Source organism: Cyanobium sp. WKJ7-Wakatipu, from assembly GCF_024345355.1.
Taxonomy (GTDB): domain Bacteria; phylum Cyanobacteriota; class Cyanobacteriia; order PCC-6307; family Cyanobiaceae; genus Cyanobium_A; species Cyanobium_A usitatum.
The window spans coordinates 1-15,161 of record NZ_JAGQAY010000039.1; the positions used below are offsets into that span (position 1 = coordinate 1).

16 protein-coding genes and 1 pseudogene are annotated in these 15,161 nt (G+C 59.7%); 9 read left to right on the forward strand and 8 right to left on the reverse strand.

All coding sequences use genetic code 11. The features are described from left to right. Positions 1 to 200, reverse strand: a 200-nt coding sequence (locus KBY83_RS14145; RefSeq protein WP_255020210.1) for a hypothetical protein, incomplete at its 3' end; no start/stop codon positions are given. Between KBY83_RS14145 and KBY83_RS14150 the strand changes: the two genes are divergently transcribed. After that, positions 199 to 1,341 (forward strand): S8 family serine peptidase, encoded by a 1,143-nt coding sequence (locus tag KBY83_RS14150; protein ID WP_255020211.1) that lies wholly within the window; start codon positions 199 to 201, stop codon positions 1,339 to 1,341. The genes KBY83_RS14145 and KBY83_RS14150 overlap by 2 nt on opposite strands. A 62-nt stretch (positions 1,342 to 1,403) precedes the next feature. After that, the gene (locus KBY83_RS14155) at positions 1,404 to 1,730 is read left to right on the forward strand and encodes a hypothetical protein (RefSeq protein ID WP_255020212.1); all 327 of its coding nucleotides are present in this window, start codon (positions 1,404 to 1,406) and stop codon (positions 1,728 to 1,730) included. Positions 1,731 to 1,805: 75 nt separating this feature from the next. Here KBY83_RS14155 and KBY83_RS14160 read toward each other — a convergent pair whose 3' ends face one another. Further along, the gene (locus KBY83_RS14160) at positions 1,806 to 2,525 is read right to left on the reverse strand and encodes a bifunctional 2-polyprenyl-6-hydroxyphenol methylase/3-demethylubiquinol 3-O-methyltransferase UbiG (RefSeq protein WP_255020214.1); all 720 of its coding nucleotides are present in this window, start codon (positions 2,523 to 2,525) and stop codon (positions 1,806 to 1,808) included. A 341-nt stretch (positions 2,526 to 2,866) separates the two neighbouring features. Between KBY83_RS14160 and KBY83_RS14165 the strand changes: the two genes are divergently transcribed. The 5 genes from KBY83_RS14165 to KBY83_RS14185 all read left to right on the forward strand — a co-directional run bounded on the left by KBY83_RS14165 (position 2,867) and on the right by KBY83_RS14185 (position 7,764). Beyond that, entirely contained in the window at positions 2,867 to 3,427 is a 561-nt protein-coding gene (locus KBY83_RS14165) for a hypothetical protein (protein WP_255020215.1), read from the forward strand. Continuing rightward, on the forward strand, positions 3,310 to 5,043 hold the full coding sequence (locus KBY83_RS14170; protein WP_255020225.1) for a lipase family protein: 1,734 nt from the start codon (positions 3,310 to 3,312) through the stop codon (positions 5,041 to 5,043). Before KBY83_RS14165 ends, KBY83_RS14170 begins: the two co-directional genes overlap by 118 nt. Positions 5,044 to 5,317: 274 nt before the next feature. After that, positions 5,318 to 5,578 carry an AbrB/MazE/SpoVT family DNA-binding domain-containing protein gene (locus KBY83_RS14175; RefSeq protein WP_106501949.1) on the forward strand — a complete coding sequence of 87 codons (261 nt, stop codon included), beginning with the start codon at positions 5,318 to 5,320 and terminating at the stop codon, positions 5,576 to 5,578. Continuing rightward, positions 5,575 to 5,958 (forward strand): type II toxin-antitoxin system PemK/MazF family toxin, encoded by a 384-nt coding sequence (locus KBY83_RS14180; protein ID WP_255020216.1) that lies wholly within the window; start codon positions 5,575 to 5,577, stop codon positions 5,956 to 5,958. The genes KBY83_RS14175 and KBY83_RS14180 overlap by 4 nt, the downstream gene beginning before the upstream one ends. Before the next feature lie 120 nt (positions 5,959 to 6,078). Beyond that, the gene (locus tag KBY83_RS14185; RefSeq protein WP_255020217.1) at positions 6,079 to 7,764 is read left to right on the forward strand and encodes a protein adenylyltransferase SelO family protein; all 1,686 of its coding nucleotides are present in this window, start codon (positions 6,079 to 6,081) and stop codon (positions 7,762 to 7,764) included. Here the strand turns inward: KBY83_RS14185 and KBY83_RS14190 are convergent. Both KBY83_RS14190 and KBY83_RS14195 read right to left on the reverse strand, forming a co-directional pair. Then, on the reverse strand, positions 7,746 to 8,417 hold the full coding sequence (locus KBY83_RS14190) for a L,D-transpeptidase (RefSeq protein ID WP_255020219.1): 672 nt from the start codon (positions 8,415 to 8,417) through the stop codon (positions 7,746 to 7,748). The genes KBY83_RS14185 and KBY83_RS14190 overlap by 19 nt on opposite strands. A 19-nt stretch (positions 8,418 to 8,436) precedes the next feature. Continuing rightward, the gene (locus KBY83_RS14195; protein WP_255020220.1) at positions 8,437 to 8,856 is read right to left on the reverse strand and encodes a nuclear transport factor 2 family protein; all 420 of its coding nucleotides are present in this window, start codon (positions 8,854 to 8,856) and stop codon (positions 8,437 to 8,439) included. Between the two features lie 279 nt (positions 8,857 to 9,135). Here KBY83_RS14195 and KBY83_RS14200 point away from each other — a divergent pair, with 279 nt between their 5' ends. After that, complete coding sequence (locus KBY83_RS14200; protein ID WP_396094084.1) at positions 9,136 to 9,837, forward strand: glycosyltransferase family 2 protein; 702 nt, start codon at positions 9,136 to 9,138, stop codon at positions 9,835 to 9,837. Positions 9,838 to 9,850: 13 nt separating this feature from the next. After that, a complete protein-coding gene (locus KBY83_RS14205) occupies positions 9,851 to 11,314 on the forward strand; it encodes a glycosyl hydrolase family 57 (protein WP_255020222.1) in 1,464 nt (487 codons plus the stop codon). A gap of 6 nt (positions 11,315 to 11,320) precedes the next feature. On the opposite strand, the gene KBY83_RS14210 is transcribed toward KBY83_RS14205, so the two are convergent. The 4 genes and pseudogenes from KBY83_RS14210 to KBY83_RS14225 all read right to left on the reverse strand — a co-directional run. Beyond that, positions 11,321 to 11,986: an SDR family oxidoreductase gene (locus KBY83_RS14210; protein WP_255020223.1), complete on the reverse strand. Its 666-nt coding sequence runs from the start codon at positions 11,984 to 11,986 to the stop codon at positions 11,321 to 11,323. A gap of 45 nt (positions 11,987 to 12,031) precedes the next feature. After that, positions 12,032 to 12,151, reverse strand: a pseudogene (locus KBY83_RS14215) (prohibitin family protein); the annotation flags it as partial. A gap of 302 nt (positions 12,152 to 12,453) precedes the next feature. Continuing rightward, entirely contained in the window at positions 12,454 to 12,765 is a 312-nt protein-coding gene (locus KBY83_RS14220) for a phospholipase D-like domain-containing protein (protein WP_315858993.1), read from the reverse strand. Between the two features lie 148 nt (positions 12,766 to 12,913). After that, positions 12,914 to 15,161 (reverse strand): hypothetical protein (locus KBY83_RS14225; protein ID WP_255020224.1); only part of this gene is annotated, 2,248 nt, incomplete at its 5' end.

Below are 15,161 nucleotides of genomic sequence, written 5' to 3' on the forward strand. Positions count from 1 at the left end.
CAGTACGAATCAATTTGCCGACAATATTGCATTGCTTGAGCACTTATGATCTGCTGCGACGATGCCGAAAGGCATTTTTTTATGGTGATCAGAGGCTGGCAAATCTCGTAAATTTCGAGGTACCCTTTAGAAAATCGTGCAGGCATCCGTTCGGCCGATCTGCTGAGAAGCGGAGATTTTGCCGAGTCCGGAATTGACATGGACCAGGTTCCTGCCGAAGGAGGAGCCGTTCTGGGCAATCTCGGCATGGCCGTAGTCAACGTTCCGCCCGACGCTGCCGGAATGCTTGCGATGGAGGCCGGCGAGGATTCCGCGATCCTTTCGGTCGAGCCAGAGGGTGTTGTGTATGCCCTAAGTGAGTTGAGGGCATTTTCCCTCGATTACATGCGCGGCTTCCGGGATTGCGCCCAGAGCCTCTACACATCGGCGGCCACCACCCCTCCAGGTGGCGAGGAGTATGCCGATCTGATTGAAGCTGCTGGATTCGTCGACAGCCCGAGCCATACCTGGGGCCTCATAGCCACCCGGTCTGCGATTTCCAGGCTCACTGGCCAGGGCATCAAAGTCGCTGTGCTCGACACCGGCTTGTTCTTGGCACACCCGGACTTTATTGGCCGGTCAGTTGTATCGCGCTCCTTCATCCCCGGCGTAGTCAGTGCCAACGACGGCCACGGCCACGGTACTCATTGCACCGGAACGGCCTGCGGGGCATTTAAGCCAGCGGTCGGCCCTCGCTATGGCATCGCTCACAAGGCAAATATCTTCATCGGAAAGGTCCTATCCGATCAGGGTAGCGGCGTTGACGGCGGCATCCTGGCAGGTATCGACTGGGCCATCGCCAACAAGTGTCATGTGATCTCCATGTCGCTCGGCGCGAATGTACCCACCACCACTACCTTCTACGAGACTGCCGGCCAACGCGCCCTGAACGCCGGCAGCCTGATCGTCGCCGCCGCAGGCAACAACGCCAACCGCTCCGCTGGCAACTTTGGCTTCGTCGGTCGCCCGTCCAACAGCAGGACCTTCATGGCCGTAGGGGCGTTGGACGGCAACCTGCGGATGGCAAACTTTTCTGCCCGCGACACGGCGCGCGTCGCCGGCTCGGCCGTCGACATTGCGGCTCCGGGCGTCGCTGTTTATTCCTCCTGGCCGATGCCAACCCGGTACCGGGCCATCAGCGGGACCAGTATGGCGACGCCCCATGTCGCCGGGATCGCTGCTCTTTGGGCGCAAGCCACCGGTGCCCGCGGCGCTGCCCTGTGGCTGAGGTTGATCGCCAACTCCCGCGCGCTGTCGCTGCCGATTGTCGATGTCGGCCGTGGCCTGGTCCAGGCCCCGTAGCTGTTGTGTTCAACTTTCAGTACACCGAAAACCAGTAACTTGAAGTAACGGACCGTCGGCTGATGAAGCTCCCTTCGGGGCAGCTCAGCCGGCGGCCATTTCAAGAGGAGCCGACCATGGACGATCTCGCTCAATCCAAAATCGAAGTCATCGTTACCGTTGCTGAAGACCGCAAAGCAAATCTCAAACAGATCGCTTCAGAACTCCAGATACGGGGTCTCGAATTAACTGCCGAGCCACTGGAAGATCTCGGAATGATCACCGGCAAGGCTTTGGAGATGAATCTCGACCAGCTCAAGATCGTCAGCGGTGTTACCGCCGTTGAGAAGGCAGGGACAGTGCAGATTGCCCCCCAGATTCCAATGTTCAGTGAGGTAATTGATAGGTAATCATAGCCAATATCAATTTGCGTGCAGGTGATGGCGAGCGTTAGCCAGAGCAAAGGGGATGCACAGCTGCGGGCATCATTGCTTCGACCGGCACGTGGCGTACAGGAAGTAGGCCGCCTCGTCTGGTCGGCGACTACTTGTTTCCCTTTCCGTCACCACGCTGATCTCGTCGAACCCCGCCGCTTCGAGGAGGTTCGTTAGTTCGTCCACCGTGAAGTGGTGGGTCATGTAGAGCACCTTGCCACTGTCGTTTCGCGAGAGGTAGGTGTATCGCTCGCCGGTCAGTAGAAGGTCTTCGGCGTAGAGCCGCGCGTAGCCGGCGTTGATCGTGTCGGAAACGCCCGAGGCCGACAGGAAGATCCGACCACCGGGCCGGAGATTCTCTCGCGCATGCCTGAGGAGGTTTGCCCGATGGCGCATGTCGCCGATGATCGAGATCACGAGTTGGCAGACGACCACGTCGAACGGCCCGCCGTCGAGCTGCGGCGAGCCATCCTCGGCGAAGTCGGCCACTGCAAATCGCAGCGAGCGGCCAACGGTATCGGCGGACCCTGCGTTGTGCTCTGCGGCGTGAAGTGCGCCCGAGTTGATGTCCACGCCGAGCACGGAAAACCCCTGCTCGAAGAGCCTCAGACTCAGCCGCCCGCTGCCGCAGCCCACGTCGAGGAGCATGAGCGGCCGGCCCGCCGCTTCGGTATTCATCTCGTGCAGGAACGAGTCGAGCTGCGGCGTGGAGTCCTTGCTCGGAATCGCTTCGGCGTCGAAACGCCGCCATTCTTCGCGAGGGTCACGCATGACGGGATCTTCTCTTAAAGGATATTGTCCGGGCGTTCATTGAGAACGCAGCCGCTTTAAGACTAACAACAAGATTCAGAAGGCTGGAGCGAATGAAACTATCTATGCAAACAAACAATGCCCGCTTCTGATCTTGAGCGTTTGGAGGAGGTGTTTCACCAGTGCTGCCTTCAAGCAGCCCCCGTAGACCCTGTAACGAAATGACCCTGAACAAGCTCGAAAGTGGGTCTTCCTGGTGCACATGCAGGTTCTCAAGATGGTGAGAGAACTTTTAGGCCAAGCTGAAACTGCAACGGAGGCGGTAAGCCCTGCTGACGAACCTATGTTCTGTGCTTACGGTGATGGCAGAGCTTCTTCTAGCTATGCCCATTCTTGGTCCGGTCACCGATACCGAACAGCGCTACCGAGAGCGGGCCTCTGAGCGGGAAGGCAACATCACTCGGATCGATGCCCGCGACATCTTCGGCATCTCTGTTAACACCCCCGACTTGATCCGTGAGCGCCTGCGCCGATTGCATGCCGATCCGGAGCGGGTGGACTCCCTGCGACGGGAGGGTTTGCACTTTGATCCCCAGGGCCCCGGGGCTACCCCGGGGGCATTTCCGCGGGCCCTGGAGCGGGTGCTCAACACCAATGACCTGATTGGCCTTCGCTTCTTCGAGCAGGGTCTGCGGGTTGCCCAGGCCGTGGGGCGGGTTCATATCGGCGGTGGGACTGGCGCCAGCGAGGGCTTCGGTACCGGCTTCCTGGTTGCCCCCGGCTGCTGCTCACCAACCACCATGTGCTGGCCGATGCCGAACAGGCCCGCCAGTCCAAGGTGGAGTTCAATTTCCAGGAGGAGGCCAGTGGCGAGCTGCAGGCCACCCAATGCTTCGCCCTGGCGCCACAGGAGTTCTTCCTGACCGATCGGGAACTGGATTACAGCCTCGTGGCCGTGGTCGACAACGGTGACCTGGACGCCTACGGCTGGCTTCCCCTGATCGAGGACAGCGGCAAGTTGCTGGTGGGGGAGAAGGTGAACATCATCCAGCACCCCAACGGTGAGCCGAAACAACTGGCGATCCGCAACAACCAGGTTGTCGATGAGCTGGAGCTGTTCCTGCACTACCGCACCGACACCGACCCGGGCTCGTCCGGTTCCCCTGTCTTCAACGACCAGTGGGAGGTGGTGGCGCTGCACCATTCCGGCGTGCCGAAGCGCAACGAACAGGGGCAGGTGGTGACCAGCGACGGGCGGCTCTGGCAGGAGTGGATGGGGGAACAGCGCATTGCCTGGGAGGCGAATGAAGGGGTGCGCGTGAGCCGCCTGGTGCGTCACATTCGCAACCAGCCGCTGCCTGCGGCGGCCGAAGCCATGCGGCAAAAGCTGTTGGCAGCAACACCTCCGATGCGACCACGACTGAGCGGCCCGATGACCCTGCCCCCAGTCGTCGCCAAGCAGCACGAGTCGGAGCTGCTACAGGGTGAAGTGGCCAACCCACTGGCCGCGGGCGTCTCAGCCACCTGGACGATCCCCCTGCAGGTAAGCGTGAGCTTCGGAACTCCCACCCTCGGTGCCAGCGCCCCGCTGGCCCAATCGGCAGCGGCCGCTCAAATCTCAGCCCCTGTCCCAGAACCACTACCCGAAACTGTCGAGGAGGGCTGGGGGCTATTCGGACGCCGTGGAACGCCGGCAGCGGCAGCACCCACGCCTGCAGATTTCAAGCTCAGCTCCCTTTCCAGTCCAGTGTTCAACTGGCCTGCTGCCCTTTCGCTGGCCCTGGCTAGTCAACTGGCCTACAACCCCGAGGTGGAAGTTGAGAGACAGCTCCAAGCCTGGGGCTTCCAAAACTGTGATTTTGTCGAGCAGGATGCGGCCCAGGGGTTTGCCTGCTCCGATCTGGTGCTGGTGTGTTTCCGCGGCACCGAGAGCACAGCCGATTGGCTCAGCAACCTGAAAGTGATACCAAAGGCGGTGAATGAGCTGGGCAGTTCGGTACATGCCGGCTTCTGGGAGCAGTTTGAGGCGCTGCGGCCCCAACTGGAACGCTTGATATCTCCCCACAGACAGTTGCCCTTACTGGTGACAGGCCACAGCCTGGGCGGGGCGATCGCAGCCCTGGCCGCCGCCAGCTGGGCTGCCAGCAGCAACTTGCGAGCTCTTTACACCTACGGCCAGCCTGCCGTGGCCCGCGATCGCGCCCTCGACCAGCTGGCCGAGGCGCTGGGAGGCCATTACCACCGCCTAGTGAACGATTCCGACATCGTGCCGCGGGTGCCGCCGGGATACCGGCACGCCGGCAATCTGCTTCACTTCAACAGTAAAGGCAGTCTGGTCAGCAACGCAGCCGCTCAGGAAGCGGCTTTCAACAGTGCTGTGGGCGGCAGCGGCGTCATGCTTAGCGAAGACGAACTCGGAGGGCTGCAGGATCGCTTGCGCCACCAGAGCGGCCCCCAGAGCCAGGAAGGATTCACAACCCTGATCAGCGATCACATGATGCCGGCCTATCTGGGCAAAATTCAGAAGCAGATGAGTTGAGCGGGGGCGATCCCAGCGACCTAAGGGTTTGTCAGGAGAGTGGTGTCCGAGCTTTGACACCGTATTTGCTTGGCGATGTACGCGTCCAGGCGATGGTGGCGGCAGCAGGGTGCTTGGACCAGGTGTGGTTTTGGGCGGCCCGTCAGGTAAGCGCCCCTGCTCGGATCCCTTCTGGCGCGGGCGTGAGGCGTCTGCAGCCAACTCGGCTCTGGTCGCTGCTGTGCCGCCCCATCGACCTAGGGCGTTTATCCTAATGTTTATACGTCAGATTCTCATGGCCGCCACCCCTTCCCGGCAGGCCCTGCGCCGCTGGGGCAACAGCCTCGGTATCCGCTTGCCCGCATCCATCGCCCGGGAGGCTCAGCTGCAGGAGGATCAGGCCGTGGAACTCTCCGTTGTGGAGGGAGGCGTGATGATCAGGCCCGTGCAGCGACGCCTGTCTCTGGCAGAGCGGCTGGCAGCGTACGAGCCCATGGCTGGCGAACCCACCGAAGCAATGGCCTTCCATCCGCTCGGTGCTGAGGTCACCGAGTGAGTCCTCGCCAAGTGGTTCAGGGCTGGGTGCCCGATCGCGGCGACGTGATCTGGATCGACCACAACCCCCAGGCTGGTCGGGAGATGAAGGATCACCATCCCTTTGCCGTCTTGTCCACAGCTTCCTTCCACACCAAGGTGGGCCTAGTGGTGGGCTGCGCCATGACTTCAGCGCCCTACAACCGTGGTTCCACCCTTGCTGTGGAGCTGGGCCCCATCCCCGATCGGCCCGACGCCCACAGCTATGTGCTGTGCCAGCAACTCAAATCCTTCGACTGGCGCGCCAGGGGCGCTCGTCCCCATCCGATTGGGCGACTGCAGGACTCCCAGCTGGAGGAGGTGTTGGCGGTTGTTGGGCAAATCCTCGGGTTTGTCGTCTGAGCCTTGGGACGCCAGTTGACGCGCCCTCGATCAGGACCTGCTCAATCGGCCCAATCCCTCAAGCTGAGGCCTCCATCCCTAGCCTCCACTGATCCCTGCCGGCCAGAACCCGCGAGCCCCGTGAGCACCACTCCGATCACATCCTTCGCTGAGTTCGCGCAACGGGCTGATTATTCGCTGCTGGAGTCGCTGCAGCCGGATCCCCAGGCCACGCTGGATGGCCACGATCACCGCCCCCGCCAGGTGTTCTCGGGCCATTACGTGCCGGTCACACCCACGCCCCTGCCAGTACCTGCCTATCTGGCGCACAGCCCCAGCCTGTTCCAGGAGCTGGGCCTAAGCGACTCCCTGGCCCACGACGAGGCCTTCCTGCGGCTGTTTTCCGGCGACATCAGCGTGGCGCGGCAGCCGATGCGCCCCTACGGCTGGGCCACCGGCTATGCCCTCTCCATCTACGGCGCTGAATACATCCAGCAGTGTCCGTTTGGCACCGGCAATGGCTACGGCGATGGCCGGGCCATTTCCGTGTTTGAAGGCGTGTTCAACGGCCAGCGCTGGGAGCTGCAGCTCAAGGGCGGTGGTCCCACGCCCTACTGCCGCGGTGCCGATGGTCGGGCCGTGCTGCGCTCCAGCGTGCGCGAGTTTTTGGCCCAGGAGTTCATGCACGCCCTGGGCGTTCCCACCTCCCGCTCCTTGACCCTCTATGGATCCGGTGCTGAAACCGTCCGCCGGCCCTGGTATGCGCCGGGGTCCACCTCGTTTGATCCCGACGTGCTGGTCGACAATCCGGCGGCGATCACAACCCGCGTGGCGCCGTCGTTTCTGCGCGTGGGTCAGCTGGAGCTGTTTGCCCGCCGCCTGCGCCGCCAGGCCCATCCGGAGGCGCTGAACGAGCTGCGCCTGATCGTGGCCCACCTGATTGAGCGCAATTACCGGCCGGAGATCGATCCGAGCCTGGCCTTCGGCGACCAGGTGCTGGAGCTGGCCGGCCTGTTTCGCACGCGGCTGATTGCCTTGGTGGCCCACTGGATGCGGGTGGGGTTTTGCCAGGGCAATTTCAACAGCGATAACTGCGCCGCCGGTGGCTACACCCTCGACTACGGCCCGTTTGGCTTCTGCGAACGCTTCGATCCCGGCTTCCAGCCTTGGACCGGAGGCGGCGAGCACTTCAGCTTCTTCAACCAACCCGTGGCTGCTGGAGCCAATTACCAGATGTTCTGGTCGGCCCTGCGGCCCCTGCTGGCTGACAACAGCGAGGCCCTGGCCCAGCTGGATTCCATCCGTGACGGCTTTGCCGGCGCCATGAACCAGGAGCTCGAGGCGATGTGGGCCCGCAAGCTGGGCCTGGCTGCCCCTGATGCCGCCTTGGTGAATGAGCTGCTGGAGTTGATGCTGCGCTCCCAGGCTGATTACACGATCTTCTTCCGAAGGTTGTCGGAGATTCCTGTCACCACCCCCGAGCACCTCTCAGCCCTGAAGCAGAGCTTCTATGAGCCGAGTTCGGAAGGCCTCGATGCGGCATGGAGCGGCTGGCTGGAGCGTTGGCGTGCCCAGATTGGCGACCTCGTCGAGACATCCGCCGCCATGAAACGCTGCAACCCCGCCATCACCTGGCGCGAGTGGCTGATTGCACCGGCCTATCAACAGGCGGAGCAGGGCGACACCGCCTTGCTTCAGGAGCTGCAAGCGGTGTTCAGCCATCCCTACGACGCGCCCTCAGCGGAGCTGGCGGCGACCTACGACCGCCTCAAGCCCAGGGAGTTCTTCAACGCCGGGGGGGTGTCGCACTACAGCTGTTCGTCTTGAACACACTTGCCGCCAGCGGCGTTGATCACCACCTCATCGCCGAGTTTCACGGCTGAGAGCAGGAGCTTCAAATCTGGCTCGGCCACGTTGACGCAGCCGCCGGTCACCTTTTGGCCGATGCGTTTGTCGTTGTTGCTGCCGTGAATGGCGAAGCTGTACCAGCGAAACTTGCCGTCGTAGGTGTTGAAAGCGAAGGGCTGCTTGACGCTGTCCACGGGCTCCAGGCTTACGTAGCCCCTGCCGTATTCGCCGTTTTCGCCATCGCCGTCGAAGTCGATGGCGTTCATGTTGCCAAAAAGCGTTTTGCGCAGCTCGGCTTCGCTCTTGCCCGACTTGGCGATCAGGGCGGGATCCATCACGAAGGTGTTGCCGCTGAGGATGGCATTCACCCGGAAGCGGCCCAGGGGTGTGTAGCCCTCCTCGAAGCGGCTGCCGGCGCAGGTGATGCCGTTGCGGCCGAAACCCACTTTAAAAGTGGTGCGGTCCTCGCCCCGTGGCAGCACACCGAAGCTCCTGGAGGGATCCTTTGGGTCGAGCTCGATCCGGATGGGACCGGTAACGGCGGCCGGTCCTGGCTTGGGTTGCTTGTTGGCGCCGCAGCCGAACAGCCCCGTAGCCAAGGCGAGCAGCGCGAGTGTGGAGAAAGGGCGCATCACGGCTCCTGCAGCTGCCTCAGCCCACAAAGCGCTTGTAAAGCCAGCGCACAAAGCCGCCGAGCACAGGCACCGGCCCGAAGGTGGGGCCCACGAAGTCGAAGTAGTCGCGGTGGTCGCAGATCTTGCCCTCGCTGTTGAAAAGCAGCCGGGAGGTGCCTGGATACACAAACTCAATGCCCTTGATCTTCAGACCCATCTCCCACTCCACGAAGGCCGAATTGGCTTCGATCGCAATCGCGCCAGGGGTGAGGTAGGTGTCGTCACAGCGTTTCAGCAGGCCCTCCTGGGCTTTGATGTAGGCCGAAATGCCATCTCTCTCCTGGGTGGGATCGCTGAAGTGCACGTCCTCGGCGTAAAGCTGCCGCCATTGCGCCTCGCTCGGGCCGGGGGCGCCGTAGGGCTTGTTGAACAAGGCGCGCAGCTGGGCAGCTTCCACCGCTGGTAGATCAAGGTCTCAACCCAGGATGCCGCAGGCCTGGTGGTGCGCAAAGGTCCAGGGCGACATCCGTGCGGGGCGCTTTTGCGGTCAGGTTTTGGAAAGTTTGATTTGATCAGTTTTCATGGTCAAATCATTCGGATTTTGCCTATTTGATCATGGAGCAAAGGGCTTGGGGGCTCCAAAGTCGACTAGGATGGAAGAGCTCGCAATAATTCAATTAATTTGACGACCGTTAGCGTCATTACTCCGACCAGGCTTTTGCCTGATCGATTGCCTATGCTGAGCAACCTCAATCGTAGCCTGAACGAAAATAATTGCAGTATTGAACATGTGATTGTCGTTGATGGCAACGACCTCGAAGCCCTACCTGCCGAGCTTGCCGCCAATGCCACAGTAATTGCTTCTGCTCGCCCGATTGGTCAGGCGGCAGCGCGCAATCTTGGCCTGCTTGTTGCTCGGGGTGAGTGGATCACCAGTGCTGACGACGACGACTGGCTTTACCCCCATTCCATCGACAAGCGCCTGGCCGCAATCAATGGCCAGGCAGGGGCCCAGTGGGCAGCCGGTTATTGCACTGACGATCTCAAGAATGATCCTGCCATCGTGGCCGCTGGGCCATGCCTAGCGGGTGATGTTTGGCGAGCCTGGCCATCCCCCCATGACAGCATTCCCCTGGGGCCAACAACCCTGCTTGTGCAGGCTGCCCTACTCAAGCGTGTCGGTGGCTGGATGGGCCTGCCACAAGGTGAAGATGTAGGCATGATGATCGCAGTTACAAGTAGTGCTCCAGGCGTACTTATTTCTGATTACGTCTATCACATACGCCTGCATGTTGGCCAGATGACCAAGTCGGCTTGGTTTGATGATTTGGAGCTTTTGTCGCGCCGATCTGCTTGGGAGCGCGGTCAAACCATTCTTTCTCAGCAGCTTGCAAGTTCATCAGTGCCGCTGATTCGCCAGCGCATTGCCACTCTTTGACTATCTCAAACCTGTGAGCAACTCCTCCCTGCCGCCGATCGCTGGCCGCGAAGCCGAAATTCTCGACTTGGTGCAGCAGCAGCAGCCTGTATTTCTGCCAACCACCAATCTCCAGCTAGAGCATCTTCGTTCAGGCTTCGCCTGTGCCCTGCACATGCACCAGCCCACGATTCCAGCCGGTGTCAATGGAGAGCTGATCTCCCACCTCCAATACATGGTTGAACATCCCGGCGAGGGTGACAACCACAACGCTGAAGCCTTCGCCCATTGCTATCGGCGTTTGGCCGACATCCTCCCCCAGTTGATTGCGGAGGGCGCCAATCCGCGGATCATGCTGGATTACTCCGGCAATTTGCTGTGGGGATTCCAGCAGATGGGTCGCCATGACATCCTCGAGGCGCTGCAGCGGCTGGCCTGTGATCCTGCCCTTCAACCCCATGTGGAGTGGCTCGGCACCTTCTGGAGCCATGCCGTAGCCCCCTCCACGCCAATCCCCGATCTCAAGCTGCAGATCCTGGCCTGGCAGCATCACTTTGCGGCCATGTTTGGTGATGCGGCCCTGCAGCGGGTGAAGGGTTTCTCGCCGCCGGAGATGCATCTGCCCAATCACCCAGACACGCTCTACGAATTCATCAAGGCCCTGCGGGAATGCGGCTACCGCTGGCTGCTGGTGCAGGAGCACAGCGTTGAAAATCCCGATGGTTCGGCCCTCAGCCAGGAGCAGAAACTGGTGCCCAACCAATTGGTGGCACGCAGCTCCAGCGGTGAGCTGGCCTCGATCACGGCGCTGATCAAAACCCAGGGCTCCGACACCAAGCTGGTGGGTCAGATGCAGCCCTACTACGAAGCCCTGGGGCGTGGCCCCATACCCCTTGGCGGCAAGTCCGTGCCGGCCCTCGTCTCCCAGATAGCCGATGGCGAGAACGGTGGCGTGATGATGAACGAATTCCCCCAGGCCTTCATCCAGGCCCACCAGCGCATCGCCGCCGAGGGCGGTGGCGCGACCACAGCGGCATCTACGGTGGCGATTAATGGCAGCGAATATCTTGAGTTGCTCGAGGCCGCCGGGTTGTCTAGCGGCGACTTTCCGCCGATTCAGGCGGTGCAGCAACACAAGCTCTGGCAGCAGCTGGGCGAGTCACCCAACTCTGCAGATGTTGAGGCGGCCATCGCCGAGCTCCAGGCCCGTGATCCCTCCTTCTCGATGGCCGGTGCCTCCTGGACCAACAATCTCAGCTGGGTGGAGGGCTACGCCAACGTGCTGGAGCCGATGACCAGCCTCAGCGCCGCCTTTCACCAGCACTTCGATCCCCTGGTGGCGGCCGATCCCTCAGTTACCCAGACCCAGCCCTACCAGCAGGCGCTGCTGCATCTGCTGCTGCTGGAAACGAGCTGCTTTCGTTACTGGGGCCAGGGGGTCTGGACCGACTACGCCAGCGAGATTCACCGGCGCGGCGTCGTCAGCTTGGGCGCTTGAGCGGCATTACCAAGGCAGCACCTCGCCGTTGGCGTGCCAGAAGCCACCGCTGGTTGCCAGGCTGAGAGCATCAATGCGGGCCAGCAGGCCCCGCACCGCCTCCTCGGGGCTGATGCCCTGGGGGTTGAAGTTGACCATGCGGGTGCGCACCAGCCCCGGGTGTAGCAGTGCCACAGCGATGCCGCGGGACCGCAGGTCGATCGCCAGGGATCGCCCCGCCATGTTCAACGCCACCTTTGACATCCGGTAGCCGTAGGAGGAGCCGGAGCTGTTGTCGTCAATCGAGCCCATGCGGCTGGTCATCAGCGCAAGCTTTGAACCGGGCTGCAGATTCGGCAGCAGGGCGGCCACGAGCCGCAGGGGCGCCAGGGCATTCACCTCAAACTGGCGCCTGAGGCTGTCGCTGTCGAGATTCTCCAGGCGGTTGCCTTCGAGGATGCCGGCATTGAGGATCACCCCGTCAAGCGGCTGGCCAGCTAGCCGTTGCACCAGAGCATCAAGATCCTCTTCAGTGGTGAGCTCGATCCCCGCCTCGAGGCGCACCCCCAGCGCCTCCAGTTCCGGCGAAGGCGTGCGGCAGACGGCGATCACCTGATCGCCGCGGGCCTGTAGTTGTCTGCAGTACTCGAGGCCGATGCCGCGGTTGCTGCCGGTAACTAGGAAAGTTGACATTGCTGGCCTGCGCAGTTGCTCAAGACTGGCTGATTCAAGCCAGCATCAGCGCCGTCCGTTGACGATCACCGAGTTGCCGCTCCCCCCAGCCGTACCCGGCAGGGCCGGCACCACGGAGGTCTGGCCATCCCACTTGTCGAGGAAGAGCTTGTAGAGCACTGAGTCGCAGGCTTGGATCTTGTCGCTTTAGCAAGTAACAACAATGGTTTTGGAGGAATCAGAAGCCATATTTTCTTACCTTTGTAGAGGGGTGTGGGCCATGGGTGGGCTGGGAGTTCCGCTGTGGGCCCCTGTGGGCTGGGGTGTGGGCTGACCTACAGACGGCCAGCTGCTCCCAGACGGATTCACCAGCAACGGCGGGTAGGCGTTTCTCCGGATCACGCATCCGTGTCCGAGCCGCCAAGCCTCCTCGGTAGCCAACGGTGCCAACGCTGAGAAGTCCCACCATTCTTTTCCTTGTACCCCGCTTATCCCCTCTGCACCCCACTGCCGCAGCGGTTGCGTTGCCGCTCCTGTTTGCGTTGAGGCCGCTCGGTGATTCCGAGCTCAGCGCCTTTCCAGAGCCGATTGATTTCAGAGGTGAAGTGCTCGGCGAGCATGGGCGAGTCAAACACCAGCAGGGTTTCGGCGCTCTGATGGGCGGCTGAGGGGCTCCAGTTGAAGGAGTCGGTGACCACGGTGCGGTTGTCGATGACAGCAAGTTGGTCTGGCTGGTGTCCCAGATCTGTCGCGGTGGAATGGGAGTGGGTGAAGAAGAGGAAGCGATAGCCACTCTCCAACCCATCTAGTGATTGGTACGGAGATGTAAAGTCGGGGAAAGCTTATAAGCAGATAGCTTATATGGAAATTGGCTAGTTGCGAAAGAACTGGAAATCAGTATGCTGATCTAGATTGTTTTGAAATGTGGGCAAGACAGAAGTTATCTGCTTACCCTATTAGAAAGCTGTCAGTACTTAGTGCTGGACTGTTTGAGAATGTGGCAATCAATTGTTGCGATGCCGATCCATTTCCATCTGAATCATAAAAGAGATGACCAGTGGTGGCATCGAAAATAATTCGATGAGTGCTTTCAGTGGCCCGAGTGCTTGCAGAGAACCTATTGGAAGAAATGGCGCCAGGATTATCTCCTGCAAGTGACGTGAAGATATCGCTAGGCAGTAGTATTTTGTCGTGGACTGGATCAAAATCAAGCAATCGCGGCACAGCATCTACGCCTTCATTGTTGATGTCATCAGCAAGGATGATTAGATCCTTGCCAAGTCCTGTCAAGATATCGCAGTCTTCCATGGCAATATAGACTTGATTGAGGCCTAGGTGAGGAGCGCTACTACCAATAAATGGGGATACTGCATCGACCCACTCGCGATTGTTCTGGGTAAGCCAGTCAAAACCAAGTTGATTGCCTTCATATCCCAAGAATAGAGGTGCAGTGCTGGCTATGCCAAAACTGCTATATTGATCTGAGTAGTCATCAAAAAGATTTTGATCGAATTTAGATGAGTCATAAAACCATTGCGAATATTCTGTCGACCTGTATGGATCTGGATCTCCATATGCATATTCATAGTCTTCTTCAAAAGCTCCAACAAAAATTCCTGAATGGGTAAACGCAAATGCTTGTTGATAAGTAGGTTTGCTGGCGTATGGCTCTGGTGTATTAATGGTTGTATCTACGATGAAGAGGCCATCTTGAAACCAGCCCTGTACCAGGCTGGATTGTCTGATCTTGAATGACCTAGTTAGTTTGTGGATTTTCTCATCTTCGCTAAACAGCGTGGGCCTACCATCACGATCGACAGGGTAAAAATATACCTCGGTTTCTGCATATATGGTTTGATTCTGCTCGGCGATTTGCTTCGCCATATCCCGTGTGAAGCCTTTGAATCCAGTCGAAGAAAGCAGAATTTCTTGATTTAGCAAGGTTATCGTCACATCTGTGCTAAATAATTTTCCGTCAATAGAAAAGCCTTTTTCAATATCAAAACTATTTCTCAGCTTGTCGACAACGTTTTCATAGGCTTGAAGTGTATTGGTGACATATCCGAGATCATCTGAAAGTGCCTTGATATTATCAAGGGGCTTGATTTGTATGGAAACGGTGTCTGGAAACTCGTCTTGGTACTGCGAGGGCTCTCCATTATTTCCAAAGATCTGGATCGCTCTTTCAAGGTATGAATATACAATCTTGCCATCTTCCGCTTGATCAATCAATGCTCTTGAGCTTTGTGTTATCTCTAGATAATTATTCTGACTAAATAATGACGACGAATCCACGAATCTTGGAGAACTAACTTCTATCTCATAGTCCGCAAAGTATTGCTGCAGCGCAATATTCTTCCAGAATGAATCAGGGGTAAAGAATGCTTCGTTTTGCTTAGGTTCGCCTTTGGAGCCATCAGCGTTGAGATCGGCGTTGAGGCGCGTTTCAGCAAGGAGGAGCTCAGAGGTGCTGAGGATGGCACCAGATGAGAGGTTTCCGGTGGCATCGAGCAGCCAACGGACGTATTGGCCTGTGACTGAGTTTTTCCAGAAGAGCTCATAGCCATTGCCTGTTGCAGCGGCGGCGAATGCTGACCAGCCGGCCCCGGGGTTGGCGGAGGATGCGAACTGTCCGGAGAAGGAGACCTGGAAGGGAGAGGCTGCACCGTTTTTGATGGCGTAACCGAGTTGGTTAGTGCCGAGCGTGACGGCGCCGATGGTCAGGGTGCTGGCTGAGAAGGAGAGGCCAGTGGAGGTGTCGCCGTTGAGATCGGTGTTGAGCCTGGTTTCAGCGATGAGGAGCTCAGAGGTGCTGAGGAGGGCGCCAGAGGAGAGGGCTCCGCTGGAATCGAGAATCCAGCGTGCGAATTGCCCGGAGTTGGAGTTTTTCCAGAAGAGCTCAAAGCCAGAGCCTGTTGCAGCGGCGGCGAGTGCTGACCAGCCGGCCCCGGGGTTGGCAGAGGATGCGAACTGACCAGAGAAGGTGACCTGGAAGGGAGAGGCTGCACCGTTTTTGATGGCGTAACCGAGTTGGTTAGTGCCGAGCGTGACGGCGCCGATGGTCAGGGTGCTGGCTGAGAAGGAGAGGCCAGTGGAGGTGTCGCCGTTGAGATCGGTGTTGAGCCTGGTTTCAGCGATGAGGAGCTCAGAGGTGCTGAGGAGGGCGCCAGAGGAGAGGGCTCCGCTGGAATCGAGA

Bases quoted from the DNA above. Each gene is read 5' to 3' on its own strand.
- KBY83_RS14155 (WP_255020212.1), top strand. From the start codon at position 1,404: ATGAAGCTCCCTTCGGGGCAGCTCAGCCGGCGGCCATTTCAAGAGGAG.
- KBY83_RS14210 (WP_255020223.1), bottom strand. From the start codon at position 11,986: ATGTCAACTTTCCTAGTTACCGGCAGCAACCGCGGCATCGGCCTCGAG.
- KBY83_RS14165 (WP_255020215.1), top strand. From the start codon at position 2,867: ATGGCAGAGCTTCTTCTAGCTATGCCCATTCTTGGTCCGGTCACCGAT.
- KBY83_RS14150 (WP_255020211.1), top strand. From the start codon at position 199: ATGGACCAGGTTCCTGCCGAAGGAGGAGCCGTTCTGGGCAATCTCGGC.
- KBY83_RS14160 (WP_255020214.1), bottom strand. From the start codon at position 2,525: ATGCGTGACCCTCGCGAAGAATGGCGGCGTTTCGACGCCGAAGCGATT.
- KBY83_RS14175 (WP_106501949.1), top strand. From the start codon at position 5,318: ATGGCCGCCACCCCTTCCCGGCAGGCCCTGCGCCGCTGGGGCAACAGC.
- KBY83_RS14190 (WP_255020219.1), bottom strand. From the start codon at position 8,417: ATGCGCCCTTTCTCCACACTCGCGCTGCTCGCCTTGGCTACGGGGCTG.
- KBY83_RS14200 (WP_396094084.1), top strand. From the start codon at position 9,136: ATGCTGAGCAACCTCAATCGTAGCCTGAACGAAAATAATTGCAGTATT.